This is a genomic window from Pantoea sp. X-Soil-TKNS-1280, assembly GCF_059730475.1.
This window is the reverse complement of sequence record NZ_AP035962.1, coordinates 1,986,106-2,012,347: the sequence shown is the minus strand read 5'-3', so window position 1 is coordinate 2,012,347 and position 26,242 is coordinate 1,986,106. Positions and strand designations below refer to the sequence as shown.

Below are 26,242 nucleotides of genomic sequence, written 5' to 3'. Positions count from 1 at the left end.
TTTATCCGGCGAAACCCGCGATAAAATCCACCAAATCGTCACCCAGTAAAGTCAGATGCTTACGCATCGCATCGTGTGCGGCATCAGCATCGTTGCGGGCAATGGCTTCGACAATCGCACCGTGTTCCTCCAGTGTCTTATTCACCCGGCCCGGATGAAAGGTGACCCGGCGGCGATACACGCCCACACGATTACGCAGCGCACGCGTCTCCTCCGCTAAAAACTCATTACGGGCAAAGGCATAGATTGCCTCATGAAAACTGAGGTTCATTTCATAGAACGCGGCAGGTGAGATCGAGGTGCCCTGATCTGCCATCTGTTGATGGATCTGGCGTAGCTGGTGCAACTGATCCGGCGCGATCCGCCGCGCTGCCAGTCGGGCGCAGAGTCCCTCCAGCTCTGCCATCACCTGAAACATCTCCAGCAGCGTATTCATGCCGAGCGCCCGGACCATCACGCCCTGGCGGCCATTCAGATCCACCAGCCCATCCGCTGCCAGCAGGCGAAAAGCCTCACGTACCGGGGTGCGTGAGACATCAAAGCGTGCGGCAATTTCCTTTTCGTCCAGACGCTTACCGGGTTCCAGCACTCCGCTGGCGATCTCTTTTTCCAGGCTCTGCTTCAGGCCATCCGCCAGCGATGTTCCCGCCAGGCGGGAGAGACTTTTTTGCTCACTCATGGTGCTTTTTGCTCGTCAGGTTGCACTGATATGATCCTTTTTGCATACCTTAAATTACTTTAGGTATACATCCATTCCGTCACTAGATAATGCATATTGTCGCTGATTTCTGGCACGGGTCAATGCCCTTTATCGAAGCTGGCACACATCCTGCAAGTCCGGTAATGCATCACCGTAATTTTATAAGCGATGAGATGTATACATAGATTAAGTACCTAAGACATGACCAGGCTATTTGACACCCGAGACCAGAGGATAAACCAATGCCAGGATTCACCTCACCGTTCGCCCGCCGTTGTCTGACCGGATTACTCTGCACCGCGTTGCTCGCCAGCGCCGCGCAGGCTGCCACGGAGAAAGTTTCAGTCCGCCTGAAATGGCTGGCTCAGGCGCAGTTCGCCGGTTTTTATGTCGCAAAAGAAAAAGGCTTTTATCAACAACAGGGGCTGGATGTCACCATCAATCCCGGTGGCCCGAACATCAACGTTGAGACGTTAGTCGCTTCCGGTGCCGATACCTTCGGCCTGGCGGGCGGCATGGAGAGCGTACTGGCGGCACGGGAAAAAGGCCTGCCTATTGTCGCGCTGGCGATGTCGCAGCAGCGCACCCCGTTTGCCTTTGTCACCTATGCGGATTCCGGTATCAACAGTTTCAAAGATTTCAAAGGTAAGAAGGTGTCAGTGTGGTTTACCGGGGTGCAGTATCCCCTGCTGGCCTCGCTGGGTGCCGCTGGCCTGAAGAAAGACGATATCACCCTGCTGCCGCAATCAGTGTCGCTTAACCCGTTTATTGATAAGCAGGTCGATGTCGCCACCGTCACCCTGTACAACGAATACAACACGCTGAAAGAGAAAGGCGTGACCAATCTGAAGCTGATCTCGCCGGACGATGTCGGCGTCACCACTCAGCAGGATGCGCTGATCACCTCAAAAGCCATGGTGGAAAAAGATCCGGCAAAAGTTCAGGCGTTTGTGGATGCCACGCTGGAAGGCTGGAAATACGCACTCACCCACCGCGCTGAAACCATCGATATCCTGATGAAAACCAACCCGAGTCTCGACCGTAAACACCAGGTAGCGATGCTCGATACCATCGCCACGCTGATGTACCCGCAGGGCTCACCGGGACTGGGCTACGTCGATATGCCGAAGGCAGAGAAGATGATGAAGCTGCTGGTGCAATACGGCGCGCTGAAGCAGCCGGTGGACGTGAATCAAACCTTTGATCTGAGTTTCTGGCAGAAAGTCCCGGCAGCAGACAAAACCCTCAACTAAAGCCCGCGCGGAGAAGCCTGATGACCGTTGCACCCAAAAACTCACTGCCCCTGTTGCAGCTGGATAATTTATGGAAACGCTTTGGCGATGCACAGAAGCCGGTGGTCGCCGTCTCTGGCGTCAACCTGACGGTGAACGAAGGGGAGTTTGTCACGCTGGTGGGTCCTTCCGGTTGCGGCAAATCGACGCTGTTTAACATGATCGCTGGCCTGATCAATCCGGACAACGACGGTGCCATCCTGTTTAAAGGCCAGTCACAGCAGGATGGCGAGTTGCTGGGCAAAGTGTCGTTTATGCCACAACGCGATCTGCTGCTGCCGTGGCGCACCATTATGGATAACGCCATTCTGGCACTGGAATGTGAAGGCATTGCGCGCAAGGACGCGCGCAAACGGGCCGAGGCGCTGTTTCCCAGCTTCGGTCTGAGCGGTTTTGAACAGAGCTACCCCCATCAATTATCCGGCGGCATGCGTCAACGTGTCGCCCTGATGCGTACCTTCCTGTTTCAGCGCGATCTGATGCTGCTGGATGAGCCATTTGGCGCGCTGGATGCGCTGACGCGCACGCTGATGCAGCGCTGGCTGCTCCAGCTGTGGGAACAGCATCGCCGCACCATTCTGTTTATCACCCACGATATTGACGAAGCGATCTTTCTTGGCAGCAAAGTGGTGGTGATGAGCGCGCGCCCTGGCACCATCAAATGTATCGAACCGATCGACCTGCCTCGCCCACGTACCGCGGATATCGTGACTTCTGCTGAATTTATCGCCATCAAAAAGCGCCTGCTCGATGCGATCGAAGAAGAAAGCATGAAGTCGTTCCGCTTTACCCAACTTGAGGGGCAATCATGACGAAGCGCCTGCTGACTCATCCGCTGCTGGTCACGGTGCTACTGGTGCTGCTGTTTTGGCAGGGCAGCGTCACGCTGTTCTCCATCAGCCCGCGCTACCTGCCGTCCATTCAGATGGTGGCGCAGGATATCCAGGCGAATGCAGCGCAGTTGCTGGCCAGCACCGGACGCACCGCGCTGGAGACGCTACTGGGCTTTGCGCTCGGCACCGCATTTGGCGTGGCTTGCGGCATCCTGTTTTTCTACGTCAGCTGGATCGATCGCGCCTGGTTTCCGCTGTTTGTCGTTTCGCAAACCGTACCGGTGATCGCCTTCGGCGCGCTGGTGGTGATCTGGTTCGGCAATACGCTGTTTGCCAAGGTGATGATTGCCTTTTATCTGACCTTTCTGCCGGTCACGCTCAATACCAAACGCGGGCTGCAAATGGTGGACCCGCTGCATATCAGCCTGTTGCGCAGCTTTGGGGCCAGTGGGATGAAACGTTTCCTGGTTCTGCACTTCCCCGCTGCTGCCCCCTCAATTTTCGTCGCCCTCAAGCTGGGCATTTCCCTGAGCCTGGTCGGCGCGATTGTCGGCGAGTGGTTTGGCGACACCGTTGGACTGGGCGTACTGCTGATCCAGTCAATGTACAACGAAGATGTGGTGCGCATGTGGACGTTAATCGTCATTTGCGGGCTGACAGGGGCGCTGCTGTATGCCGTGGTGGAGCGCTGCGAGAGAAAATTAGCATGGTGGGGAAAATAGCCGTGATACGCCAACTTCTGCCGCCAATATGCGGCGTGCTGAGCCTGATCCTGCTGTGGGAAGGCAGTATCTGGCTGTTTGATATTCAGCCGTTTGTTTTGCCTTCGCTGCACAGCATCGTGCTGGCCATCATCAGCAGCGGCAGCAGCCTGTGGTTATCGATGGGCTGGACCCTGCTGGAAGCACTCAGCGGCTTCGCGCTGGGCCTGCTGGCCGGATTGCTGCTGGCGATGCTGATGACGGTTTTCCGCCCACTGGAAGCCATTCTGATGCCGCTGGCGGTGGCGATTAACTCAGTGCCTACCGTGGCCTGGATCCCGCTGGCGCTGATCTGGTTTGGCATGGGGGCCATGTCAAAAATCGTGCTGGTGGTGCTGGCCGTCAGCTTTGTGATTCTGGTCAACAGCCTGCATGGGCTGAAACAGGCTGACCCGCAGATGATCAACCTGATGCGCAGCTTCGGTGCCAGCCGCGTCACCATCATGCGCAAGCTGCAACTGCCTGCCGCCTTACCCAACATTGTCAGCGGGCTGCGTGTTGGCCTGGTGCGCAGCATCATCGTGGCCATCGTTGCTGAGATGTTGGGGGCGTATCAGGGCATCGGCTGGACCATCTTCCAGTCCACCCAGCAGGTGGATCTGCTGACCGTGTGGGCAGCCGTGGTGGTTTCTTCACTGGTTAGCATCGCGCTGTATGGCCTGCTGGCCTGGATCGACACAACCTTTATCTGGTGGAAATAATCATGACGCAAACCGAGCAGCAACTTCGTATTCAGCTTGCCGCCTGTTATCGGCTGGTGGCGCATTTCGGCATGGATGACCTGATTTACAACCACATTTCTGTGCGCCTGCCGGGGCCGGAACACCACTTTCTGATCAACCCGTATGGCCTGTTTTTCCCGGAGATCACCGCTTCCAGCCTGATCAAAATCGATCTGGAAGGCAATGCGCTGGAACCAAGTGACTATGAGGTCAACCGCGCCGGGTTTGTCATCCACAGCGCTATCCACGCGGCCCGTGAAGACGCCATCTGCGTATTGCATACCCACTCTGACGCTGCCACGGCAGTTTCCGCGCTGGAAGAAGGCTTACAACCGGTGAGCCAGTTCGCGATGCATTTCTGGAATCGCCTCGGCTATCACGCCTATGAAGGCGTGGCGCTGGACACCGACGAACGCGCCCGGCTGGTGCGTGACCTGGGTCCGCATCAGGTGATGGTGCTGCGCAACCACGGCATCCTTGCGGCCGGTCGCACCATTCCGGAAGCCTTTATGCTCGCTTACTACTTTGAACGCGCTTCGCGCATTCAGTTGATGGCACAGGGCAGCGGCAGCAAATTGCTGCTGCCACCGGAAGCGGTCTCCGAGAAAGCCGCCCGTCAGTTTAATCAATGTGAAGGGGATATCCGCCTGCGTGGTGAGCGCGAGTGGCCCGCTTTTATCCGTCTGCTGGACAAACTCGATCCCAGCTATCGTCAGTAAACATTCAGGAGGTTACCGATGTTAGAGTTACGCCCGTTAACAGATCATATCGGCATGGAAGTGCTGAACATCGATGCGACACAACCCATTGATCCAGCGACATTTGCTGCACTTCGCACCGCACTCAATACCCACTCTGTGCTGCTGTTGCGTAACCAGCCAGTGACTGAAGCACAGCATGTCGCGTTTGCGCGTGAATTCGGTGAGCTTCAGGTGCATGTGCTGAGCCAGTTTCTGACCACGCCATACCCTGAGTTGTATGTGTTATCGAACGTGAAACAGGACGGCAAACCCATTGGCAACCATAAAGAGGGCTGGAACTGGCACTCTGACTGGTCCTATTACGAAGTGCCCTGTTTTGGCTCGGTGCTGCACGCGGTGGAAGTGCCACCGGTGGGGGCTGATACGCTATTTTCCTCGATGTTTGCCGCTTATGACGCGCTGGATGACGACACCAAACGCCTGATTCAGCCGTTGAGCGCCGTGCATTCGTATTCAACCTACTACGCCAAAGCCTTTGCCGACCGTGAACCCCTCAGCGCCGAGCAAAAAGCGGCGACCCCGGATGTCGTCCACCCGCTGGTGCGCCGCCATCAGGAAACGGGGCGTCCATCGCTGTTTGTCGGGCAGGACATCGTGAAAGAGATCGTCGGCCTGGAGCCGGAAGAAAGCGAGGCGCTGCTGGCGCGCCTTAACGCCCACGCCATCAGTGAAACCTTTACCTACCGCCATAAATGGCAGGCTCACGATCTGCTGATCTGGGATAACCGCTGCACCATGCATCAGGCCACCCCTTATGATGATGTTGCTTACCGCCGCGTGATGCATCGCGCCACGGTAAAAGGCAGCGAACGCCCGCAGGCGATGGGGTAAATCATGGCGCAATCCGGTGAACGACTGCATCGGGCGTTGTTGCAGGCTTATAAACAACGCCATCTTAATAGCCTGAGCTGGCTGGCGACGGAGCCTGCTTTGGCAGCGGCTGCCACGTTAAGCACCAGCACAGCGCCGCTCGCCGGTTTGCCTCTGGTGGTCAAAGACAATATTGATGTGGCGGGGATGCCGACCAGTATTGGCACCGCATTGCTGGCGGAGGAAAACGTCAGCCGCAACGCAGAGATCATCACCCGCCTGCAACAGGCAGGGGCCATTATTATCGGTAAAGCCAGTATGCATGAGCTGGCTTCCGGCACCAGCGGGCTGAACGCTGCTCAGGGGGATGTGCTGCACCCTTTTCTCTCCGGGCGCGTGGTGGGTGGCTCCTCCAGTGGCAGCGCGGCTGCCGTGGCGGCAGGGATCGTCTCTGCCAGCATCGGCACCGATACCGGGGCCTCTGTCCGGCTGCCCGCTTCATTTTGCGGTTTGATCGGTTTTCGCCCTTCACTGTTGCGCTATCCGCAACAGGGCATCGCGCCCATCTCGGTCAGCCGCGATACCGCTGGAATTCTGGCGCAACGCATCGACGAGGTGATCGCACTTGATGCCGCCATTAGCGGTGAATCTGAACTCCCTGCCGTAACGTTTGATGGTTTGCGGTTGGGGGTACCGCGCGCGCATTTCTGGTCCGGTTGTGAACCTGCGGTGGTGCAGGCAGCGGAGCCGGTATTGCAGCGCCTGCGTGAACGCGGCGTCACGCTGATTGAGGTGGAAATCGCCGAGGTGGCGGAACTGGCGGTGAAAGCTGGCTATCCAATGGCCTCCTATGAAATGCTGCGCGATCTGCCACATTATCTGCAACAGCGCGGCAGTAAGTTTACTTTTGAGCAACTTAAGCAGGCGGTAAAAAGCCCGGATGTTCAGGCGTTGCTGGCGGATGCCGCCACCGTCAGCACTGAACAATATCAGGAAGCCTTAAGCCACTGGAAACCCTTGCTCACCGCACGCTATCAGGCGGTTTTTCATCAGCATCAGCTTGATGGACTGATCTTCCCCAGCGTGCCACTGTTGCCACCGCGGATTGCACAGGCCAACGCGCTGTTTCGCCAATTGATTGCAAATTGCGAACCGGCAACTGTGGTGGGCCTGCCAGGTATTAGTCTGCCGCTGGCGCAGACACCGGATGGCATTCCGGTCGGGATCGAATTGCAATTTGCCGCAGGCGACGATCGCCGGTTGCTGGCCGCCGCCGCCCTGCTGGCGTAGCCACGAAAAAAGGCGGAGTGGTTAGCTCCGCCTTGATTCAAGTTCCGATCAGTGTGCCTGACCGGTCAGTTGCAAAAGGGCAACGATGATCTGCAAGATGACGCGGACTAAATCCAGCAGCAATCTAATCAGTTCCATCACTTTCCTTCTCCTCTGCAGGAGCGCGCCTTCCGGCATCCGGGACTTTGACTCCACCCGCCGAACGCCTGAGCACATCTGTGAGGAGTGCTGAGCGGCGCTCATTGTGAAAGCCACAGGACAGCACCACCTGGTACCTGCCGGGATTTGACAATCCGCGCCCCTGGGAGTCATCAGAAAACAATGAAGCGACGCCCGGCACTCAACACCTGTACAACCATACAGTAGTTGAGCCGAACTTGAAATCTTTCTCTGCACATTTTATGATTCGTTTTGTGAGGAGTGCTGAGCACCCCGTTCACCACCCGGTTACCAGCCGATGTGTGAACAGAAAAAAAGGATTTGGCGTTGCTGCCAAATCCTTTTTTATTGCCTGCGATTTATCAGGAACGATCCGCGGGCAGTGTCACCCAGTAACCTGACTGATAAGGCAGCGGCAGGAACTTTTCATGGAACTCGCGGAAAGTGGCGTCCGGATCGAGATCGGCAAACAATTCCGGGTGCAGCCATTTTGCCAGCGCCTGAATGGCGACAAACTGATATGGGCTGTCGTAAAACTGATGCCAGATCGCATGGGCATTGCCGTTATGCGCCACCGGCAGGGTTTTAAACGCATCACGCATCATCAGGGTACGCAGGCGCGCTTCGGCCTCCCGGGTATCGGCACCCGGTCCCACGCCGACCCATTTGCCGACGGTGTTGTAGTTTTTCCAGTTAGCGCCGGTAACCACCACCACATCCGGCTGGCTGGCAATAATCTGCTCCGGATTCAGGGTGCCAAAGGTGCCAGGAATCAGATCCTTCGCAATATTCCTTCCCCCCGCCAGCTCGACCATCTGACCGAAGTTCTCGTTACCGAATGACATGCAGCATTCATCGGTATAACCACCAGCACGATCAATCATCACTTTTGGCTGCTTGCCGTTAAAATTTTTCAGGCGGTCGGTCACCTGAGCAATGGCAGCGCGACGAAATGCAATAATCTGCTCTGCACGCTGCGGATTGTTGACCAGTTCACCCATAATGCGGATGCTTTGCTCGGCATGCTCCATCGGTTTCTCGCGGAAATCGATAAACACCACCGGAATCCCCACCGCCTGCAACTTCTCGATCAATTTACCTTCGTCAGTTGCCGCTTTTGATTCGAGATTCATTAGCACCAAATCGGGTTTCAGCGTCAGCGCCTGCTCAACATTAAAAGTGCCATCTTTAGCGCCACCAAAAGTCGGCAACTGCTTAATCTGCGGATAACGTTTTTCATACGCCATGTAGCCGTCGTAATCCGCTTTGTGGAAATCATCACGCCAGCCAACCACACGCTGGAACGGTGCCTGGGTGTCGAAAGCTGCCAGCAGGTACATCTGCCGCCCTTCACCCAGAATGATGCGTTTTGACTCCTGTGCCACCTCGACCTGCCGCCCGGCCACATCGGTAATGATTTTGGCGGATGCACCACAGGCAACCGTCAGCAACCCCAGCGCTAACATCCATTTCTTCATGTGATCTAACCCTACAAATGATAATGATTATTATTAATGCATTTCGCGGCGTCACTATTACCTGGCGGCAACAAAATGAAAAGCCCTTGGCGACACATTTTTTTACATTCCGCCCGCTGTGTCGCCGCTCACAAAACGCCCTCCTTTCGTGAAAACGCTCACAGCCCGCCATGCAATTGCCCAATTTATCGCCGGAATGATCCGCGTTTTGGCTAATGCGTTAACAAAAGGTGAAGACTAAATTAAGAAATGAAACACCGTTTTAATTTATTGATAACGCCCGCTCCCGGGCATGGACATGTGTTTACCGGAGGAGTTGCCGTGAAGATCAGCGCCATTGATGTCACCCTGTTTACCTACCCTACACGCCGCGTATCCGATAGCGCCGGGCATTCACATCCCGGTGCAGAAAGCGACTCCCAGCTGGCGTTGCTGACCCTGACCAGCGAAGACGGACACTGCGGTCACGCTTTTGCCCCCGCCGAGGTGATCCGCCCGCATGTGGTGAATGCTTTCTTTCGTAAGGTTTTGCTCGGACAAAACGCCTTTGATCGTGAGCGGCTGTGGCAGGATTTGGTGCACTGGCAACGCGGCAGCGCCCATCAGCTGACGGAGCGTGCGCTGTCGGCAGTGGAGCAGGCGTTGTGGGATCTGATCGGTCGTAAACTGCAACAACCGGTACACAAGCTGCTGGGTGGTTATCGCGAAAAAATTCCCGCCTATGGCAGCACCATGTGCGGCGATGAGCTGGAGGGGGGATTATCGACCCCGGATGATTACGCCCGTTTTGCCGAACAGCTGGTGACGCGTGGTTATCGTGCCATCAAGCTGCATACCTGGATGCCACCGGTATCGTTTGCCCCCAGCCCGGCGATGGATATCAAAGCCTGCGCCGCTGTGCGTGAAGCGGTGGGACCGGATATCGCCCTGATGCTGGATGGCTACCACTGGTACAGCCGCAGCGACGCCCTCACCATCGGCAAGGCGCTGGAAAAGCTCAACTTCACCTGGTTTGAGGAGCCGATGGAAGAAGAAAGTATGGCGTCCTATGCCTGGCTGGCGAATAACCTGAGCATTGATGTGCTCGGCCCGGAAAGCCTCGGTGGTAAGCACCATAGCCGCGCCGACTGGGTACAGGCTGGTGCCTGTGACATTTTACGTGCCGGTGCCAACGGCGTCGGTGGGATTTCCGCCACACTCAAAGTCGCCAGCCTGGCCGAAGCCTTCGGTATGGATTGCGAAGTGCACGGCAATGGTGCCGCCAGCCTCGCCGTGGTGGGTGCCATCCGTAACTGTCGCTGGTATGAGCGCGGCCTGCTGCATCCTTTCCTCGATTATGAACAGCCCCCGGCCTATCTCCACAGCCTGATCGACCCAATGGACAGCGACGGTTTTGTCCATCTGCCGACTCGTCCCGGGCTGGGCGAAGACATTAACTTTAGCTGGATTGAAACCCATACCCTGAATCGCTGGTAATACCCGACACAAGCAGTACGGCAAAAAACAATAAACCTCTGACCTGCTGGACTTTGCTTATGAACCTCTTGACCCGTTGCACAACGTGCTGCGTCGCGTTGCTGCTGCTAACGGCCAGCCCCGCTGGACTGGCTGCCACCCCCGATGATCAACTGATCGTCGGGATGAATATGAACAACCTGCTGACGCTGGATCCCGCCGCCATGACCGGCAATGAAGTGGTGGGTATCGTGGTCAATTTGTACGACGGGCTGGTCGAGCTGGATCCACGCCAGCTGACTGACGTGCGTCCAGCGCTGGCACAAAGCTGGGAGATCAGCGCGGATAACAGGCAACTCACCTTCCACCTGCGTGACAATGTCACCTTTCATTCCGGTAACCCGCTCTCCAGTGCCGACGTGGTGTGGTCGATGCGTCGCGTGCTGCACCTGAATCTGGCGCAAGCCTCAGTGTGGAAATCCTACGGTTTTAGCAAAGACAATGTGGACCAGCTAATCAGCGCCCCGGATGCACGTACCGTGCAGATTCGCCTGCCCAAAGCCAACGATCCGCGACTGGTGCTTTATTCACTGGCGGCACTGGGCAGCATGGTGGTGCTCGACAGCAAAATCGTGCAGGCCCATGCCAGCAACGGTGACTGGGGCAATCGCTGGCTGACCACCCACGAAGCCGGTTCCGGCCCGTTCCGTCTTGATGTCTGGCAGGCGAAAGACGTGCTGCGTATGAATCGCGCGGATAACTACTGGCGCGGTGCGCCGAAACTTGCTCGCGTGGTGTTCCGCCATTTACAGGAATCGCAAACCCTGCGGCTGATGATGGAAAAAGGTGATATCGATATTGCCAGCAATATGGCGATCCCCGATGTCAAAGCGCTGCGTCACGACCCGGACCTCACCGTCGATACCGTGCCAAAAGGCACGCTTTATTATCTGGCGATGAGTATGAAGGATGACCACTTCGCCAACGCCAAAGTGCGTGAGGCGGTGCGTTACCTGGTGGATTATCAGGGGATCAATCACACCCTGATGGCCGGTTATGGCGAGCTGCATCAACGCCCGATTCAGGCCGGTATGCCCGCCACTCTGCCGGACCCCGGCTACAAACTGGATATCCCACGCGCCAAAGCTTTACTGGCGGAAGCCGGTTATCCCCACGGCTTTGATACCACGCTGCGCGTATTGGCTGACCAGCCGTTTCTCAATATCGCCATCGCCATTCAATCCACCCTGATGCAGGGCGGCATCCGCGCCAAAATCATTACCGGCACCGGTAACCAGATCTACGGGGCAATGCGCGAACGGCAGTTCAACCTGCTGGTCGGGCGTGGTGGCAGCGGCGTGGAACCCCATCCCCACTCCAGCCTGCGTTCGCTGGTGTACAACCCGAATAACGCCGACAGCGCCCGACTGACCAACTTTCAGGGCTGGCGCACCAGTTTTTATGATGCGCAGCTGAATCAGATGATCGACCAGGCGCTACTGGAGCGCGACAGCGCACGTCAGCAGCAGGATTACTTCGCCATCCAACGCCGTTATGACCAATTGATCCCGGCTCTGATGCCGATTTCCCAGATGGTTGATTCAGTGGTGGTCAACAACCGGGTGCAGGATTATGTGCCGCATCCCTCGGCGACCACCTTCTTACGTGACGTATGGAAAACGCCGGACAGCCTGGCAGGAGGTGCGCAATGAAACTGACGCGAAGCCACTGGCGCAAACTGCGCAGCCGTGGATGGCAGGTGCTGATCACCCTCACGGGGCTGCTGTTGCTGACTTTTTTCATTGGCCGGGTGATGCCAGTCGATCCTGTGCTGGCGATTGTCGGCCCGGACGCCGATCACGCCACTTATCAGCAGGTTTATCACCAACTCGGTTTTGATAAACCGCTGTGGGTACAGTTTGGTATCTACCTTAACGGTCTGCTGCACGGCAATCTCGGCCAGGCGCTGCTGACCGGGCAACCGGTGATCAACGATATCCTGCGTGTCTTCCCGGCTACGGTGGAACTGGCCACGCTGGCAATTGTGATTGGCACCGGGCTGGGTGTACCACTCGGCGTCTGGGCGGCGGCACGCCGCAACGGCCTGGTGGATTATATGGTGCGTATCATCAGCCTCGCCGGTTATTCCACACCGATCTTCTGGGTTGGCATGGTCGGCCTGTTGCTGTTTTATGCGCATCTCGGCTGGGTCGGTGGGGCCGGACGGGTGGATTTCAGTCTCGATGGCGTGGTACCGCGCCGTACCGGTTTGCTGCTGGTGGATGCCTTGCTGGCCGGTAATGGCACGGTATTCGCCAACGCGCTAAATCACCTGATTTTGCCCGCCTCGCTGCTCGGCTTCCACTCGCTGGCTTACATCAGCCGCATGACGCGCAGCTTTATGCTGGCGCAGCTGTCGCAGGAGTTCATTCTGACCGCGCGTGTCAAAGGGTTGACCGAGTGGCAGGTTATCTGGCAGCACGCCTTCCGCAACATTCTGGTCCAGCTGCTGACGGTGGTGGCGCTGGCTTACGGTTCACTGCTGGAAGGCGCGGTGCTGATTGAAACGGTATTTTCCTGGCCGGGATTTGGTTCCTATCTCACCGGCAGCCTGATGCTGGGCGATATGAATGCGGTAATGGGCTGCGTGCTGGTGGTCGGCCTGATTTTTGTCCTGCTCAACCTGGTTTCTGACCTGCTTTATCAGGTATTCGACCCGAGGACCAAAGTATGACGATTTCGCTGGAGACACCTTATGCCAGCGCCACGCGCGAGCGCCTGGAACGCTGCCGCCGTCTGGCAGCCCGTACCGGCCAGTTTGTCTGGCGTATGGCCTGTAATCCGCTGACCGCCATCGGCGGCGCGATCATCCTGCTGCTGTTGGTGACGGCGCTGTTTGCACCGTGGATTGCACCTTATCATCCGCTGATTCAGGACCTGAATAACGCCCTGAGTCCGCCCGACGCGCAGCACTGGTTTGGCACCGACGAATTTGGTCGCGATATCTTCAGCCGCCTGGTGTGGGGCGCGCGTATCACCCTGTATATCGTGCTGCTGGTGTCGGTCACCGTGGGGCCGATTGGCCTGCTGCTCGGCGTTACTGCCGGGTATTTCGGCGGTAAGGTCGATAGCGTGCTGATGCGCGTCACCGATATTTTTATCTCCTTCCCCAGCCTGGTGCTGGCACTGGCGTTTGTTGCGGCGCTCGGTCCCGGGCTGGAGCATGTGGTCATCGCCATCACCCTGACCGCCTGGCCGCCGATTGCGCGTCTGGCCCGGGCCGAGGCGTTGTCGCTGCGTCAGGCGGATTTTATCTCGGCCGTACGTTTGCAGGGTGCTTCCCCTGTGCGCGTAATCTGGAAGCATATTGTCCCGCTGTGTCTGCCATCGGTGATTATCCGCATCACCATGAATATGGCGGGCATCATCCTGACCGCTGCCGGGTTGGGTTTCCTCGGTCTGGGGGCGCAGCCACCGGATCCCGAATGGGGGGCGATGATCGCCAGCGGCCGCAGCTATATGCTGGAGTGCTGGTGGGTGGTGACGGTACCAGGTCTGGCGATTCTGGTGAATAGTCTGGCGTTTAACTTCTTAGGAGATGGCCTGCGTGACATCCTCGATCCCCGTAGCGAATAACCCCCGACCCTTACTTGATGTGCAGGATTTGCAGGTCAGCTTCGTCAATGGACGCCACAGCACCCCGGCGGTACGCGGCGTCTCTTTTCAGCTCGGCCAGGAAAAACTGGCGATTGTTGGCGAATCGGGATCCGGCAAATCCACCGTGGGGCGCGCCCTGCTGCAACTACACCCGCGCAGCGCGCAGGTCACCGCCCGGTGTATGCAGTTTGCCGGGATGGACCTGTTAAGTGCCACCCCGGCTGAGATGCGCGCCATTCGTGGCAAACGTATTTCGATGATCATGCAGGACCCGAAATATTCGCTCAATCCGGTGGTGCGTATCGGCGAACAGATTGCTGAGGCGTGGCGCAGCCACCACCCCGGACAGCGCGATGAAGCGCGACAACGGGCGCTGGCGATGCTCGATGTGGTGCGCATCCGCGATCCTGAACGGGTTTACCAGCTCTACCCGCATGAAATCTCCGGCGGCCAGGGACAACGCGTGATGATCGCCATGATGCTGATCACCGATCCCGAGCTGGTGATTGCCGATGAACCGACTTCGGCGCTGGATGTGTCGGTGCGGCTGCAGGTGCTGACATTGCTCGATGAGCAGGTGAAACAACGTGGGCTGGGGCTGATTTTTATCAGCCACGACATCAACCTGGTGCGCCACTTTTGTGACCGGGTGCTGGTGATGTACGCCGGCCGCGTGGTCGAGTCATTAGCCGCTGCGGATCTGGGCCAGGCTCAGCATCCCTATACCCAGGGTCTGCTGGCTGCATTACCCGATATGGACCAGCGTCGCCCGCGTCTGCCAGTGCTGCAACGCCAGGACAGCTGGCTGCAATCTTAAGGAGAGAGACATGAAACAGATGATCGGGGTACGTAATCTCAACCTCAGTTTTGGCGAAGATGAGCAGCGCCATCAGGTGCTGTTCGACGTCAACCTGGCGGTACGTGCCGGGGAGATTTTTGGCCTGGTGGGCGAATCCGGCTCCGGAAAAACCACGGTGCTGAAATGCCTTGCCGGGTTGTTCACCCACTGGCAGGGCGAGTTGATGATTGATGACCAGCTACTGGCCCATCGCATCGCACGGAATCTGTGCCGCAAGGTACAAATGGTGTTCCAGGATCCTTACGGTTCACTGCATCCCCGCCATACCATCGGCGATATTCTGGAGGAACCGCTGCAGATTCACGGCATCGGTCAGCGTCAGCAGCGCGTGATTGCCATGCTGGAAAAAGTGGGGCTGAACCGTGCCTGGCAGACGCGTTATCCTCACCAGCTGTCTGGCGGACAGCGCCAGCGCGTGGCGATCGCTCGCGCCCTGATCCTGGAGCCTCGCGTGTTGTTACTGGATGAACCCACCTCCGCGCTGGATGTGTCAGTACAGGCTGAAATTCTGAATTTATTGAGTGACCTGCAACAACAGCAAAACCTGACCTACCTGATGGTGACGCATGATTTAGGGGTGGTGGCACATCTGTGCCATCGCGTGGCAGTGATGCAGCACGGCAGGGTTCTGGAAACGCTGGAAGTGGATGCGCTGGTGGCGGGTCAGGCCGTCATGCCCTATACGCAGATGCTGGTGGAGGCGAGTCGGCACCCTGAGATGCGGTCCGTCATGGCGTGATACTTTGCGCGATAAATCGCGCCGCTACAGCTTTGCACACTTTGTAGCGGCGCGATTTATCGCGCGTCGTTTATGGAAAAGTCACAATCAGGCCACAACCTCACGCACAAAACGCACGATCTCGTCGTTTTGCCCGTGTTCAAACAGGCAGTGCTGGAGACGCGGACCGCTCAGGGCAGTTTTCACCAGTTCCGGGTCAATGGCGCGTAGCGTATCGAGATAATTTTCCTTGTTCACGGCCGCTTTTACCTGGTTCAGCAACCCGGCGTTGCGCACCTGCGGCTCGCGGCGCTCTGGCGGATAGCCCAACCCTTTCGCACCGGTAAAGGCTTTTTCGAAGATGAAACGCAGGTTGAGTTCCGCACCCCAGCCAAAACCTTTGGCGAACGGCAGTGACAGCGCATTACCGTTGTTGATTTGGGCAAACAGCCAGGCGTCGGCCGGATCAATACAGTAGCCACACACCACGCCAGGATGGATATTCAGCGACATCAATGCGCCCTGCCCGGTACCGCAACCGGCGATAACAAAATCCACCGCGCCGCTGTTCAGCAGTGCGCTGGCCATGATACCGAGATGAATATAGGTAAGATGATGATCCTGCTCGTCGCTCATGCCAACGTTAAACACCTGATGGCCCAGCGGCTGTACCACGGACTCCAGTTCTTTCAGTACGGTGGCGTTTTTCGCTGCCTGGCTGTTTTCCATCATTAACGCAATTTTCATGATCCATCCTTCATATTAAATTGAAACACTGTTTCATTTTAATCAAAGAACGCTAAAATGCAGCAGTGAAAACCCTTTTTAGTTGTGAGACCGCTCACACAACAGCGAGACAATACGCGAGGAGCAACCATGTTTATCTACCGCGATGCCACACAGGTTGAGGATTTGGGTAACGGTGTCACCCGCCGGGTGCTGGCGCACGGCGGCCGCATGATGGCAGTTGAGGTGAGTTTTGCAAAAGAAGCCGTCGGCCCGCTGCATCAGCATCCGCACGAGCAACTGACCTATGTACTTTCTGGTCGCTTTGCTTTCACCATCAATGGCGTCACCAGAGAAGTCAGCGCCGGGGATACGCTGTATAAAGCCCCCGATGTGGTACACGGTTGCGTCTGTCTGGAGGCGGGCACGCTGCTGGATACCTTTACCCCGCAGCGTGAGGATTTTCTCAGTTAATGGAATCGTATTATGCGATAAATCGCGTCGCTACAAATTTGCACACCTTGTAGCAGCAGCGCGATTTATCGCGCGGGTTTTATGGACTACACAATATCATCCACCACGCCGCCATCAACGCGCAGCGCGGCACCGGATGTCGCCGATGCCTGGGTTGAGCAGACATACACCACCATATTCGCCACCTCTTCGACCGTGGCGGCGCGCTGGATCACCGAACTCGGGCGCTGGCTCATCACAAACTCTTTTGCCAGCGTCTCCAGCGATTTGCCGGTGCGTTTCACCTCGGCTTCCATCATGCTGGCAAAGCCATCGGAAATAGTTGGACCAGGCAATACGCTGTTCACCGTCACCCCGGAACCCGCCACCACTTTTGCCAGCCCGCGCGCCAGAGACAACTGTGCGGTTTTGCTCACGCCGTAATGCACCATGTCGGCAGGAATATTACGTGCCGATTCTGACGAGATAAATACCACGCGGCCCCAGCCTTTTTTCACCATATCCGGCAGCAACGCCCGCGACAGGCGCACACCAGACATCACGTTGGTCTGCCAGTACGCTTCCCAGGTGTCATCGTCGGTGGCAAAGAAATCCTTCGGACCGTAAATCCCGGCGTTATTCACCAGAATATCAATCGCGGGCAGCCCTTTCAGCAAGGTATCCGCGCCCTGCGCACTGCCCAAATCCGCAATCACCGTGTGAATTTTGGCCCCGACAACCGCCGCGTTAAGCTTTTCCCGCGCCAGGCTGACCGAGGCTTCACTGCGCCCGTTCAGCACCACTTCCGCCCCGCTGGCAGCCAGCCCCTGAGCGATGGCGAAACCAATGCCGCCGGTGGATGCGGTGATTAACGCTGTTTTGCCGTGTAGATCGATTTTCATAACATTCTCCATGTTGCACGATAAATTGAGATCAGCATCACAAAAGCCTGGTGGATGCTGGCGTATCTGCATTGACGAAACATGCTTTGTAACCAAAGAGTGGCGTCCGTCAGACCAAAATACAGCCACACTCAATTCTTTAACTCCCGTGAGATCACATCATGAAAACCCTTGCCTTTGCCGCACCGGGTGCAATGGGCGCGGCAGTTGCGGCAGTGCTGACCCGGCACGGTGCCCGCGTCATCAGCCCGTTAAGCCAGCGTTCTGCCGATTCCCAACAACGCGCGCGTGCCGCACAGATCAACGATGCCAGTGAAGCCGCGCTATGCGAGGCGGATATTATTTTTTCCATCCTGCCGCCGGAATCGGCTCTCAGTTGGGCGCAACAGATGGCACCACACTTAGCCGCCGCCACACGTAAACCGTTGTATGTCGATTGCAATGCCATCAGCCCGGAAACGCTGCACCAGGTGGCAGCGGTGATTGAGGCCACTGGCACGCCTTTTGTCGATGGCGCGATCATTGGTCTGCCACCGGGAGAGAACAATCCCGCCGGGCCACGCTTCTGGTTTTCCGGTCCCCATGCCAGCCAGCTGGCAGCCCTGAGCGAGCTGGGTTGGCGGGTGCGTATCATGTCAGCGGAAAACGGGGCGGCATCCGCGCTGAAGATGTCCTATGCCGGGATCAATAAAGGCATCACCCTGCTCACGTCGGCGATGCTGATTAATGCCAGCCGGGTTGGCGCAGCCGATGCCTTGCGTGAGGAGATGGCAGAAAGCCAGGCAGCCATGCTGAAAAGGATGGAAAAAGCCGCCCCGGATATGCTGCCAAAAGCCTGGCGCTGGGCGGCGGAAATGGATGAGATTGCCACGCTCAACCAGGGTGAGATGGCAACCGATCGCCTCTATCAGGCATTGGGGGATATTTGTCGCCAGCTGGCGGCGGACCGCAAAGGCGATCAGCAACTCAGCGCCCTGCTGACCACCTTTTTTCACCCGGATACCGATAGCGAACACGCGGGTTGACGCTGCAACTGACGCTGTAACCACGCCTGTGCAGCGGCCTCGTCCGGTGCGCAGGCATCCAGCTGCAACACCGGTCCCAGCGCCATCGGCTGCGCGCGTTCAGCCAGTTGCCGCAGCTCGGGCAAGTATTCTGCCCCAGGATGTCCCGGCATTCGCTGTGCCAGCCGCGCCTGATAGCGCGCCACCACCTCATCTGGTGAGATCGCCATCCATAGCTCCAGCACCCGCGTCACCCCTGCACTTTGCAACCCCTCCACCAGCACCGCTTTCGGCTGAAAACCAAACCACGCATCGATCAGGTAAACACAGCTGGCGGGGGCCTGGGCGACGACCTTCCAGATCGCCTGATAGGCCGCACAGCCAAGTTGACGATTACGCAGGCGATCCACCGGCGCAAAGCTGGCCATAAACGGTTCTTTCAGACTATCCAGCGTCAGTACCGGTAAACCAAAGCGCTGCGCCACAGCACGCGCCAGGGTGCTTTTGCCGGAAGCCGGGATGCCGTTGACCAGCACCACACATTTCTCTTCAGTGAGCGTCGTCATAGGATGTCGATGACCTCCGCGGCACTGGCGGCCTTGCGCAACCGCACCAGCGTTTCTTCGTCCTCCAGCAGGGTGACAATGGCGCGAATCCCCTCTTCGATATGCGCGTTGCTATCGCGCGCACCGAACATGATGACAATATCCGCCTTGTCACTCCCGGCAAAGGAGATCGGTTCCTCTAGCACCATCAGGCTGAAACAATCCTTCAGTACGCCGGTTTCCGGTCGCGCGTGGGGAATCGCAATCCCCTCTTCAAACACATAGTACGCGCCGTGCGTCAGGGTGTTGGCGATCACCGCCTCCGGGTAAGAGGCTTTGACATACCCCCCGCTGACCAGTGGCTGTGCAGCCAGCGTAATCACCTCGCGCCAGTCACGGGCATCAATGCCCACCTGAATAGCATTCGCCTCCTGCAACAGTTGTTTGATGCTCATGCCTCCTCCTTAAATCGATTTGCGTATGGTATTGCGCAGCTCATCGATTTTGACGAACAGCGGATCAATCTCCTGACGAAAACGGCGGCTTTTGGCAAATAAACTTAATGCCCGATTATATTCCAGCATTAATTGTTTTTGCGTTTCACCCGCGCGCGGATTATTTGCCAGTTCCTGCTCCAGCGTGGTTATTTTTTCGCTGATGCTTTCGGCCTGACGATCTATTTCCTGCTCGTCCGCCCCTTTATTCTCAGAGGCCTTTTTCCTGAATCCAAACATAGCGTCTCCTGCCCCGAATGGCGCCAGGGCACCTCAGGTTAATACGTCATGAAAGATGCTCAGCGGAACAACTGAATTTTTTCGACCAATACTTCAGTAACGGCATCGTTAGCGGGCACCAGAAAATTGCGCACGCTGTCGTTTACTTTGCCCTTTTCGAACGTCTGTTTACAGCGCGCCACCCATTGCACGTTCATTTCTGTGCCGACGTTCACTTTTTCAATGCCGCTGCGCACCGCCAGACGCATATCTTCATCACTGACACCGGTGCCACCGTGCAGCACCAGCGGCGTATGGGTCGCTTCAGTGATATCTGCCAGGCGCTGATGCTGGATATGCGCTTTACCGGTGTAGAGACCATGCACCGTGCCGATGGAGATGGCTAACATATCGACGCCGGTTTCATCCACAAAGCGTTTGGCATCGTCCACCGTGGTGAATGAGGTTTCGTTCATTTCCACCGATTTACCATCTTCTGAGCCGCCAATCGCCCCCAGTTCCGCTTCGACCGACACATGTAACGGGCGCGCCATATCAATCACTTTACGCGTATTGGAAATATTCTCTTCAATCGGCAGATGCGAACCGTCATACATCACCGAACTGAAACCCGCATCCAGCGCTGTCTGGATCGCATCAAGGTCAGAACAGTGATCGAGATGCAGGCAGGTGGGTACATTTTTACTTTCTGCCAGTGAGCAAATCGCATCGACCAGCAATTTATGACCAAGATATTTCGCCGTACCGGTGGAGATCTGAATCATTAATGGGCTGTTGGTTTTTTCTGCCGCTTTAAAATAAGCCGGTAACATTTCCAGACAGTGCAAATTAAACGATCCGAGTGCTTTAAATTCACGTTGTTTAGCCACCTGTAACAGATCGGTAAAGTTATAAAGTTTCATGGATATTTTCCTCGTGAGGTTTCGTAGATTTTCCGTTAACAAACCAGGCGATCAGGGTGATGAAGACAATAAACAGAGCGACGAACAGCCAGTTATTCTGGAACGCATGACCGAGTACCAGGCCGGTACTGATGACATCCGAATCGCTGAAGGTCACGCCGGTGAAACCGTAGCTTTCCAGCATCGGCACCAGAATCGCGGGCAGCAGTGTAATAAACAGGCCGTGGACAAAACCGCCGATCATCGCACCACGACGGCCGCCGAGTGCGTTACCAAACACCCCGGCCGTGCCACCGGCAAAGAAGTTAGTCAGCAGGCCGGGCAAAATCATCGCCAGACCAAACATCGGGAACACCAGCATGCCGACGACGGAACCCAGGGTGGTGGCAAGGAAGCCGACGATCACCGCGTTTGGCGCATAAGGGAACATCACCGGGCAATCGAGCGCCGGTTTGGCATCCGGCACGATGCGCATGGCGATGCCGCGAAATGCCGGGACCAGCTCATTCAACAGCAGACGCACGCCGCTATACAGCACAAACACCCCGGCCACGAACTGAATCGACTGCATAAAGGCATACATCAGGTAGTTCATACCGTTACTGTACTGGGCGATAAATGCCGGGCCTGCTGCCACCGCCGGGATCAGGTACATAGGCACCATCACCACCGCCATCGACAAATAGGTGTCCTGGAGAAATTTGAAGTTATCCGGCAGCTTCAGGTCTTCGGTAGAACGCGATCCTTTGCCCACCACCTTCGCCACCGCCGCCGTCACCAGATAGCCAATGGTGCAGAAGTGACCGAGGGCAACGTCGTCCGAGTCGGTAATGCGTCGCACCACGGGTTGTGCCAGCGCGGGCATCACCACCGCCATCACGCCACCAAAAATGCCGCCGGTAAGGATCAGAGGTAAGCCTGTCAGCCCCGCTTTGTAGCCAATCACCGCACCGATGGTCGCCATCCACAGCAGCGCCTGTCCGGTAAGGAAGATGTATTTGAACGGTGTCAGACGGGCAATAATGATGTTGACGATAAAGATCACCAACAGCGTCAGCGCCACTTCTGAACCCAGCTCGCGGTTCGCTAACCCGGCAATCGCAGCAACGTCGGTGATGTAACCCTGCATGCCAAAGCCGTGGGTAAAGATGGTGTTGAGGAAGGTCAGCGTGCCAACAATAATGTTGATACCGGCCATCATAATTAAGAAACCGAGCAGCGTTTTAAAGGTGCCTTCCACCACCTTGCCTGCTGATTTTTTTTGTAGTAACAAACCGACCAGGGCAATAAAGGCGATCAGAATCGATGCCTGCCCCAGCAGATCTTTTACCAGGAAGTTGATCACACTATTCATGGTTAGCAACCTTCATGTTGTGCTCTTTCATAAATGCCACGATTTTTTGCTCAATTTCCGCTTTATCCGTCAACCGGTTGAGAATAATCACCCGCTTCATTTGTTCCGGGCTGGCATCGGCATTTAATACATCGGCAAATGCCTTCTGGGTTAAAATGATGTCGGATTTAAATGCGTTAGCTTCGGAAATGGTGGTGTGATCAATATCCGCCTCGATTTCCAGCTTCTTTAATACTGCTTTGGCGCTCATTTCGATGGCGAAACTGGATCCCAGACCACATCCGCATACACATAATATTTTCAGCATGGCTATCTCCTCACAGAATATGCAGTTGTTTAGCGAGTTTGTAATGATGCCCTTCGGTGTCAACCAGGCGTTTTTTCATGCTTATTAAATCAATGGGTATCGGTTTATTGCTGCCATTAATAATGACTGCTTTATTGCGCATTCCCGACTGAATACAACGCGCGACTTCACTGGCCATAATGGTCCCCTGGTAAATTTCCTCACAGGTGGGATCGCCATTACGCAGGCCATAACCGATGATGGTTTTACGGATACGCACGCCAATCATCGGTTCCAGTTGTTTAATTAAGGTATCAATCGCCCCCTGAAACCCCGGTGAATATTCACGGGTGTAGGCTTCAGAGCACAGAATCACTACGCTATTCTGTTCCGCCAGACGCTGCGAGACGCGCTGCGCCAGCTCCTGCAACGGAATCTGACATTCCGGGATCAGAGCAAAATCCGCATTCGATTTAATCGCCGATTGCAGCGTTAACTCACCACAGTAGCCCCCCAGCAGTTCCACCATAAATACCCGCCCCGGCAAACCACGGCCGGTATTACGTAACTTCGTAACTTCTTTTAATACCTGTTCGCAGGCGGTGGAAAAACCAATGGTGTAATCGCTGCCGAATACGTCATTGTCAATTGTCATGCCGACGCCAAAACAATTCACACCAAATTCACTCAGCGTATGCAGAAATTGCAGCGAACCATCACCACCCGCCATAATCAGCACATCGATACGCAGTGATTTAAGTTGTTTGGCAATAGACTCATATTCTGGCCGAATGAGTTTCCGCGTCGGCCTGCCCGACTGCATTACCGGAATGGCGGCGATGGCGTAATCCACTAAATCACGTTGCGCCATCTCCTGATGTTTATTTTCCAGCAACCCCGGAATGCCGCCGTTAAATAACACCATCTCTGCCTGCGTTAAACGAGAAATCTGAAAAATAAAATTATTTATGCCGGTAACATCACCACCACTGATCACCATGCCAATTCTCATTGTTCCCACTCCTCACGCTGTGCTTCTGTGATTCATTCTTCCGATGAAGAGGGTTTCTATTTGCAAGAGAGATCACATTTTCAACACGTATTTATTCACTCAGATCATTGACACCGTGCCTTAAACGGCGATTTTTGTGATATATATCACATGATAAATTATTCCTTACATCATTAATTATGATATTTTTCATAATGTTATATTTATTTCACCCATTAAACCGACGGGAGATATTTAGTCCTTTGCGCGTCTTTTTTCTTTAAATCTATTTTGTGATATCTCGCGCATTTTTATCGCTACGCGACGGTTTTTCCGCGGAAGATAAAGGGATAATGCTTCCGTGCGTTATTTTAACGTCAGTGCCGATCAATCATTGACATTCCGCCATCTGCGCTTGTCCAATAACCCAGCAGACACATGACACAGAAGAGAAAACATGACATCCCCGCAGGAAATGTTGCGTCAACTGAGTGACGTGGTAGGTGAAAAACAGCTGTTAACCCATTCTGATGATAAAGCCTGGTACACCAAAGGATTCCGCGTTGGGCGCGGCGAGGCGCTGGCCGTAGTGCTGCCCCAGACATTACCGCAACTGTGGCAAATTCTTCAGGTATGCGTGGCGCATAACGCCATTATTCTGATGCAAGCGTCGAATACCGGCGTAACCGGCGGCTCTACGCCAGATGGCAACGATTATGATCGTGAGGTGGTGATTGTCAGCACGCGCCAGCTGAAAGGTGTGCAGGTGATCGACGAGGCACGTCAGGTGATTGCCTTCCCGGGTACTACCCTGACGGAACTGGAGCAGACTCTGCAACCGCTGGGGCGCGAACCGCACTCGGTGATTGGTTCTTCATGCATTGGTGCGTCCGTGGTCGGCGGTATCTGCAACAACTCCGGTGGTTCGCTGATTCGTCGCGGTCCGGCATTTACCGAGAAATCACTGTTTGCTCGCATCCATGACGATGGCCGACTGGAGATGGTCAACCATCTGGGTATTGACCTCGGTGACACGCCGGAAGCCATGCTGGACAATCTGACCCGCCAGCAGTATCAGACCGGCGAACAGCCGGACTGGCAGGGAAAAATCTGGGCGGAGGATTACGCCGAGCGCCTGCGTGACGTCACCGCCGACAGCCCTTCCCGCTTTAACGGTGATATTCGTTACCTGCATGACAGCTCCGGCAGTGCAGGCAAAGTGGTGGTATTTGCCGTCCGTCTCCCCACCTTTGAAGCCAGTGCAGGCAGCGACACCTTCTATATTGGCACCAATGATGAGGCGGTGCTGGTGGCCCTGCGTCGCTATCTGCTGACGCAGATGAGCGAGTTACCGGTACAGGCGGAGTACATCCATCGCCACGCCTTTGACCTCACCGTGCGCTACGCCAAGCATATGTATCTGGCGATTCGTAAGCTCGGTCCGCAGGCTCTGCCGCGTCTGATGGCGAATAAAGCCAAATGGGATGTGCGCGTCAGCCATCTGAAATTTCTGCCACGCAATTTTGTTGATCGGGTACTGCAATTCTTCAACCAGATCACGCCGCGCTTCGTGGCTCCGCGCATCATGGATTACCGCAGCGAATATGAACATCATCTGATGATTAAGGTGGAATCGGCGCAAACTGCTGAATTGCAGACCTTGCTGGAGACGTTTTTCGCCAGCCACAGCGGCGGCTTTTTCCACTGCGATCCCCGTGAAGCGGCGGATGCCTTTCTGGTGCGTTTTGGCGTAGGCGGCTGCACCATCTCCTATTGTGATGCCCTCGGTTATAACCCGAATGAGCGTCTGGTGGCATTCGACGTGGCGCTGCGCCGTAATGACGATGCATGGCGCTTAACCCTGCCAGACCATCTGGCTGAGCAGGTGCAGGTCGATTCCTGTTGCGGACATTTCTTTTGCTACGTTAATCATCAGGATTATGTGCTGAAGGCGGGTGTGGATGCGAAGGCGTTCAAAGAAGCGGTGAAAGTGTATCTGGAGCAGCGCGGGGCGAAGTATCCGGCAGAACATAACGTCGGCCATTTGTACCACGCATCCTGCGAACATGTGGAGCACTGGAAACAGCTCGATCCTACCAACACCTGTAATCCGGGCATTGGCAAAACCAGTAAGAAGAAGTTCTGGGCGGAATAAGCAAAAAGGTGCGCATCAATGCGCACCTTACAATTCGTGCAGGGTCGGCATAATGCCGACCGGCCATTTATTTCGCGTACGCTTCGGTCGAGATGGTCAGCGTGACATCGTCGCTGACTGCCGGCACGTATTTATCCAGTTTAAAGTCAGAACGCTTGATGGTGCCGGTGGCATCAAAACCAATCGCCTGTTTCTTCACCATCGGATGCTCGCCCTGCTGGTTCAGCGTGGCGTGCAGCGTTACCGGTTTGGTGATGCCTTTGATGGTCAGGTTGCCGTCCACATCAAACTTGTTGTCGCCCTTCGCCACCACTTTGGTGCTGTGGAATACCGCTGAAGGATATTTCGCGGTATCGAAATACTCTTTGCCGAGGAACTCTTTGGTCAGTGCCGGGACGTGGGTATCGATCTGGCTGACTGGCAGCGTAACGTCAACGCGTGACTGCGCCGGGTGGTCTTTATCAAACACCAGGGTGCCTTTGCTGTTCGGGATATCCGCAGTCGGATGCGAGAAGCCGAAATGGGTCCAGGTCACAATCACTGATGTGTGTTCCGGGTTCAGATCGTAGTGCATAGCCGCAGCCTGTGACAGCGGTGCATACAGGGTGGCAGCGGCCAGCAGGGGCAGCGCAAAGCGGGTAACGTTTTTCACCAGTTGTTCCTCTTGGTTCAGAATATACCGAAGAGTGTCCGGG

28 protein-coding genes are annotated in these 26,242 nt (G+C 56.0%); 16 read left to right on the top strand and 12 right to left on the bottom strand.

The features are described from left to right. Position 1: 1 nt before the first annotated feature. Complete coding sequence (locus AC6I8X_RS09445; RefSeq protein ID WP_299452802.1) at positions 2-679, bottom strand: GntR family transcriptional regulator; 678 nt, start codon at positions 677-679, stop codon at positions 2-4. Positions 680-942: 263 nt separating this feature from the next. Here AC6I8X_RS09445 and AC6I8X_RS09440 point away from each other — a divergent pair, with 263 nt between their 5' ends. The 7 genes from AC6I8X_RS09440 to AC6I8X_RS09410 are packed head-to-tail and all read left to right on the top strand — an operon-like array spanning position 943 to position 7,169. Next, the gene (locus AC6I8X_RS09440; RefSeq protein ID WP_299452800.1) at positions 943-1,953 is read left to right on the top strand and encodes an ABC transporter substrate-binding protein; all 1,011 of its coding nucleotides are present in this window, start codon (positions 943-945) and stop codon (positions 1,951-1,953) included. Positions 1,954-1,973: 20 nt separating this feature from the next. Further along, positions 1,974-2,804, top strand: coding sequence for an ABC transporter ATP-binding protein (locus AC6I8X_RS09435; protein ID WP_313683418.1), 831 nt, complete (start codon positions 1,974-1,976; stop codon positions 2,802-2,804). Further along, positions 2,801-3,547 carry an ABC transporter permease gene (locus AC6I8X_RS09430; protein ID WP_313683419.1) on the top strand — a complete coding sequence of 249 codons (747 nt, stop codon included), beginning with the start codon at positions 2,801-2,803 and terminating at the stop codon, positions 3,545-3,547. Before AC6I8X_RS09435 ends, AC6I8X_RS09430 begins: the two co-directional genes overlap by 4 nt. 2 nt (positions 3,548-3,549) lie before the next feature. Next, positions 3,550-4,287, top strand: coding sequence for an ABC transporter permease (locus AC6I8X_RS09425; protein WP_299452794.1), 738 nt, complete (start codon positions 3,550-3,552; stop codon positions 4,285-4,287). 2 nt (positions 4,288-4,289) lie between these two features. Next, entirely contained in the window at positions 4,290-5,027 is a 738-nt protein-coding gene (locus AC6I8X_RS09420) for a class II aldolase/adducin family protein (protein WP_299452792.1), read from the top strand. An 18-nt stretch (positions 5,028-5,045) separates the two neighbouring features. Further along, positions 5,046-5,900, top strand: a complete 855-nt coding sequence (locus tag AC6I8X_RS09415) for a TauD/TfdA dioxygenase family protein (RefSeq protein WP_313683420.1) — start codon at positions 5,046-5,048, stop codon at positions 5,898-5,900. 3 nt (positions 5,901-5,903) lie between these two features. After that, positions 5,904-7,169, top strand: a complete 1,266-nt coding sequence (locus AC6I8X_RS09410; protein ID WP_497840954.1) for an amidase family protein — start codon at positions 5,904-5,906, stop codon at positions 7,167-7,169. A 521-nt stretch (positions 7,170-7,690) separates the two neighbouring features. Here AC6I8X_RS09410 and AC6I8X_RS09405 read toward each other — a convergent pair. Next, positions 7,691-8,806: an ABC transporter substrate-binding protein gene (locus AC6I8X_RS09405; RefSeq protein ID WP_497840953.1), complete on the bottom strand. Its 1,116-nt coding sequence runs from the start codon at positions 8,804-8,806 to the stop codon at positions 7,691-7,693. A 321-nt stretch (positions 8,807-9,127) separates the two neighbouring features. Between AC6I8X_RS09405 and AC6I8X_RS09400 the strand changes: the two genes are divergently transcribed. From AC6I8X_RS09400 to AC6I8X_RS09375, 6 genes are read left to right on the top strand one after another with little or no spacing between them, the layout of a single operon-like run. Then, a complete protein-coding gene (locus AC6I8X_RS09400; RefSeq protein WP_313683424.1) occupies positions 9,128-10,282 on the top strand; it encodes a mandelate racemase family protein in 1,155 nt (384 codons plus the stop codon). 59 nt (positions 10,283-10,341) lie between these two features. Further along, a complete protein-coding gene (locus AC6I8X_RS09395) occupies positions 10,342-11,973 on the top strand; it encodes an ABC transporter substrate-binding protein (protein ID WP_497840952.1) in 1,632 nt (543 codons plus the stop codon). Then, positions 11,970-12,995: an ABC transporter permease gene (locus AC6I8X_RS09390; RefSeq protein WP_313683426.1), complete on the top strand. Its 1,026-nt coding sequence runs from the start codon at positions 11,970-11,972 to the stop codon at positions 12,993-12,995. Before AC6I8X_RS09395 ends, AC6I8X_RS09390 begins: the two co-directional genes overlap by 4 nt. Next, on the top strand, positions 12,992-13,897 hold the full coding sequence (locus AC6I8X_RS09385; RefSeq protein WP_313683427.1) for an ABC transporter permease: 906 nt from the start codon (positions 12,992-12,994) through the stop codon (positions 13,895-13,897). Before AC6I8X_RS09390 ends, AC6I8X_RS09385 begins: the two co-directional genes overlap by 4 nt. Further along, positions 13,869-14,735 (top strand): ABC transporter ATP-binding protein, encoded by an 867-nt coding sequence (locus AC6I8X_RS09380; RefSeq protein WP_313683428.1) that lies wholly within the window; start codon positions 13,869-13,871, stop codon positions 14,733-14,735. Before AC6I8X_RS09385 ends, AC6I8X_RS09380 begins: the two co-directional genes overlap by 29 nt. Before the next feature lie 19 nt (positions 14,736-14,754). Beyond that, a complete protein-coding gene (locus AC6I8X_RS09375) occupies positions 14,755-15,516 on the top strand; it encodes an ABC transporter ATP-binding protein (protein ID WP_497841030.1) in 762 nt (253 codons plus the stop codon). A gap of 87 nt (positions 15,517-15,603) precedes the next feature. Here AC6I8X_RS09375 and AC6I8X_RS09370 read toward each other — a convergent pair whose 3' ends face one another. Further along, on the bottom strand, positions 15,604-16,242 hold the full coding sequence (locus AC6I8X_RS09370) for an RpiB/LacA/LacB family sugar-phosphate isomerase (RefSeq protein ID WP_497840951.1): 639 nt from the start codon (positions 16,240-16,242) through the stop codon (positions 15,604-15,606). A 129-nt stretch (positions 16,243-16,371) separates the two neighbouring features. Here AC6I8X_RS09370 and AC6I8X_RS09365 point away from each other — a divergent pair, with 129 nt between their 5' ends. Continuing rightward, on the top strand, positions 16,372-16,695 hold the full coding sequence (locus AC6I8X_RS09365) for a cupin domain-containing protein (protein WP_497840950.1): 324 nt from the start codon (positions 16,372-16,374) through the stop codon (positions 16,693-16,695). An 86-nt stretch (positions 16,696-16,781) separates the two neighbouring features. Here the strand turns inward: AC6I8X_RS09365 and AC6I8X_RS09360 are convergent, their stop codons facing one another. Continuing rightward, positions 16,782-17,576, bottom strand: a complete 795-nt coding sequence (locus tag AC6I8X_RS09360) for an SDR family NAD(P)-dependent oxidoreductase (RefSeq protein ID WP_313683433.1) — start codon at positions 17,574-17,576, stop codon at positions 16,782-16,784. 161 nt (positions 17,577-17,737) lie between these two features. Between AC6I8X_RS09360 and AC6I8X_RS09355 the strand changes: the two genes are divergently transcribed. Next, positions 17,738-18,601 (top strand): DUF1932 domain-containing protein, encoded by an 864-nt coding sequence (locus AC6I8X_RS09355; RefSeq protein WP_497840949.1) that lies wholly within the window; start codon positions 17,738-17,740, stop codon positions 18,599-18,601. Here AC6I8X_RS09355 and AC6I8X_RS09350 read toward each other — a convergent pair. The 7 genes from AC6I8X_RS09350 to AC6I8X_RS09320 are packed head-to-tail and all read right to left on the bottom strand — an operon-like array spanning position 18,568 to position 23,413. After that, positions 18,568-19,146, bottom strand: a complete 579-nt coding sequence (locus AC6I8X_RS09350) for a P-loop nucleotide/nucleoside kinase family protein (RefSeq protein ID WP_313683435.1) — start codon at positions 19,144-19,146, stop codon at positions 18,568-18,570. The two genes, AC6I8X_RS09355 and AC6I8X_RS09350, sit on opposite strands and share 34 nt — an antisense overlap. Beyond that, on the bottom strand, positions 19,143-19,580 hold the full coding sequence (locus AC6I8X_RS09345) for a PTS sugar transporter subunit IIA (RefSeq protein WP_299452753.1): 438 nt from the start codon (positions 19,578-19,580) through the stop codon (positions 19,143-19,145). The genes AC6I8X_RS09350 and AC6I8X_RS09345 overlap by 4 nt, the downstream gene beginning before the upstream one ends. Positions 19,581-19,589: 9 nt before the next feature. After that, positions 19,590-19,859, bottom strand: coding sequence for a hypothetical protein (locus AC6I8X_RS09340; RefSeq protein ID WP_299452751.1), 270 nt, complete (start codon positions 19,857-19,859; stop codon positions 19,590-19,592). Between the two features lie 59 nt (positions 19,860-19,918). After that, positions 19,919-20,761, bottom strand: coding sequence for a class II fructose-bisphosphate aldolase (locus AC6I8X_RS09335; RefSeq protein WP_313683436.1), 843 nt, complete (start codon positions 20,759-20,761; stop codon positions 19,919-19,921). Continuing rightward, entirely contained in the window at positions 20,748-22,115 is a 1,368-nt protein-coding gene (locus tag AC6I8X_RS09330; RefSeq protein ID WP_208714967.1) for a PTS sugar transporter subunit IIC, read from the bottom strand. The genes AC6I8X_RS09335 and AC6I8X_RS09330 overlap by 14 nt, the downstream gene beginning before the upstream one ends. After that, positions 22,108-22,422: a PTS sugar transporter subunit IIB gene (locus AC6I8X_RS09325; protein WP_084874535.1), complete on the bottom strand. Its 315-nt coding sequence runs from the start codon at positions 22,420-22,422 to the stop codon at positions 22,108-22,110. Before AC6I8X_RS09325 ends, AC6I8X_RS09330 begins: the two co-directional genes overlap by 8 nt. A 10-nt stretch (positions 22,423-22,432) precedes the next feature. Next, positions 22,433-23,413: a 6-phosphofructokinase gene (locus tag AC6I8X_RS09320; protein ID WP_313683437.1), complete on the bottom strand. Its 981-nt coding sequence runs from the start codon at positions 23,411-23,413 to the stop codon at positions 22,433-22,435. 436 nt (positions 23,414-23,849) lie between these two features. On the opposite strand from AC6I8X_RS09320, the gene dld reads away from it, so the two are divergent. Next, positions 23,850-25,547, top strand: coding sequence for a D-lactate dehydrogenase (gene dld / locus AC6I8X_RS09315; protein WP_313683438.1), 1,698 nt, complete (start codon positions 23,850-23,852; stop codon positions 25,545-25,547). A 67-nt stretch (positions 25,548-25,614) separates the two neighbouring features. Here dld and AC6I8X_RS09310 read toward each other — a convergent pair whose 3' ends face one another. Then, a complete protein-coding gene (locus AC6I8X_RS09310) occupies positions 25,615-26,199 on the bottom strand; it encodes a YceI family protein (protein ID WP_497840948.1) in 585 nt (194 codons plus the stop codon). Between the last annotated feature and the right edge of the window lie 43 nt (positions 26,200-26,242).

Coding starts and splice junctions, on each gene's coding strand:
- AC6I8X_RS09355 (WP_497840949.1), top strand. CDS start 17,738: ATGAAAACCCTTGCCTTTGCCGCACCGGGTGCAATGGGCGCGGCAGTT.
- AC6I8X_RS09375 (WP_497841030.1), top strand. CDS start 14,755: ATGATCGGGGTACGTAATCTCAACCTCAGTTTTGGCGAAGATGAGCAG.
- AC6I8X_RS09440 (WP_299452800.1), top strand. CDS start 943: ATGCCAGGATTCACCTCACCGTTCGCCCGCCGTTGTCTGACCGGATTA.
- AC6I8X_RS09365 (WP_497840950.1), top strand. CDS start 16,372: ATGTTTATCTACCGCGATGCCACACAGGTTGAGGATTTGGGTAACGGT.
- AC6I8X_RS09420 (WP_299452792.1), top strand. CDS start 4,290: ATGACGCAAACCGAGCAGCAACTTCGTATTCAGCTTGCCGCCTGTTAT.
- AC6I8X_RS09340 (WP_299452751.1), bottom strand. CDS start 19,859: ATGTTTGGATTCAGGAAAAAGGCCTCTGAGAATAAAGGGGCGGACGAG.
- AC6I8X_RS09385 (WP_313683427.1), top strand. CDS start 12,992: ATGACGATTTCGCTGGAGACACCTTATGCCAGCGCCACGCGCGAGCGC.
- AC6I8X_RS09430 (WP_313683419.1), top strand. CDS start 2,801: ATGACGAAGCGCCTGCTGACTCATCCGCTGCTGGTCACGGTGCTACTG.
- AC6I8X_RS09370 (WP_497840951.1), bottom strand. CDS start 16,242: ATGAAAATTGCGTTAATGATGGAAAACAGCCAGGCAGCGAAAAACGCC.
- AC6I8X_RS09345 (WP_299452753.1), bottom strand. CDS start 19,580: ATGAGCATCAAACAACTGTTGCAGGAGGCGAATGCTATTCAGGTGGGC.
- AC6I8X_RS09395 (WP_497840952.1), top strand. CDS start 10,342: ATGAACCTCTTGACCCGTTGCACAACGTGCTGCGTCGCGTTGCTGCTG.
- AC6I8X_RS09335 (WP_313683436.1), bottom strand. CDS start 20,761: ATGAAACTTTATAACTTTACCGATCTGTTACAGGTGGCTAAACAACGT.
- dld (WP_313683438.1), top strand. CDS start 23,850: ATGACATCCCCGCAGGAAATGTTGCGTCAACTGAGTGACGTGGTAGGT.
- AC6I8X_RS09330 (WP_208714967.1), bottom strand. CDS start 22,115: ATGAATAGTGTGATCAACTTCCTGGTAAAAGATCTGCTGGGGCAGGCA.
- AC6I8X_RS09325 (WP_084874535.1), bottom strand. CDS start 22,422: ATGCTGAAAATATTATGTGTATGCGGATGTGGTCTGGGATCCAGTTTC.
- AC6I8X_RS09435 (WP_313683418.1), top strand. CDS start 1,974: ATGACCGTTGCACCCAAAAACTCACTGCCCCTGTTGCAGCTGGATAAT.
- AC6I8X_RS09410 (WP_497840954.1), top strand. CDS start 5,904: ATGGCGCAATCCGGTGAACGACTGCATCGGGCGTTGTTGCAGGCTTAT.
- AC6I8X_RS09415 (WP_313683420.1), top strand. CDS start 5,046: ATGTTAGAGTTACGCCCGTTAACAGATCATATCGGCATGGAAGTGCTG.
- AC6I8X_RS09320 (WP_313683437.1), bottom strand. CDS start 23,413: ATGAGAATTGGCATGGTGATCAGTGGTGGTGATGTTACCGGCATAAAT.
- AC6I8X_RS09350 (WP_313683435.1), bottom strand. CDS start 19,146: ATGACGACGCTCACTGAAGAGAAATGTGTGGTGCTGGTCAACGGCATC.
- AC6I8X_RS09390 (WP_313683426.1), top strand. CDS start 11,970: ATGAAACTGACGCGAAGCCACTGGCGCAAACTGCGCAGCCGTGGATGG.
- AC6I8X_RS09405 (WP_497840953.1), bottom strand. CDS start 8,806: ATGAAGAAATGGATGTTAGCGCTGGGGTTGCTGACGGTTGCCTGTGGT.
- AC6I8X_RS09445 (WP_299452802.1), bottom strand. CDS start 679: ATGAGTGAGCAAAAAAGTCTCTCCCGCCTGGCGGGAACATCGCTGGCG.
- AC6I8X_RS09360 (WP_313683433.1), bottom strand. CDS start 17,576: ATGAAAATCGATCTACACGGCAAAACAGCGTTAATCACCGCATCCACC.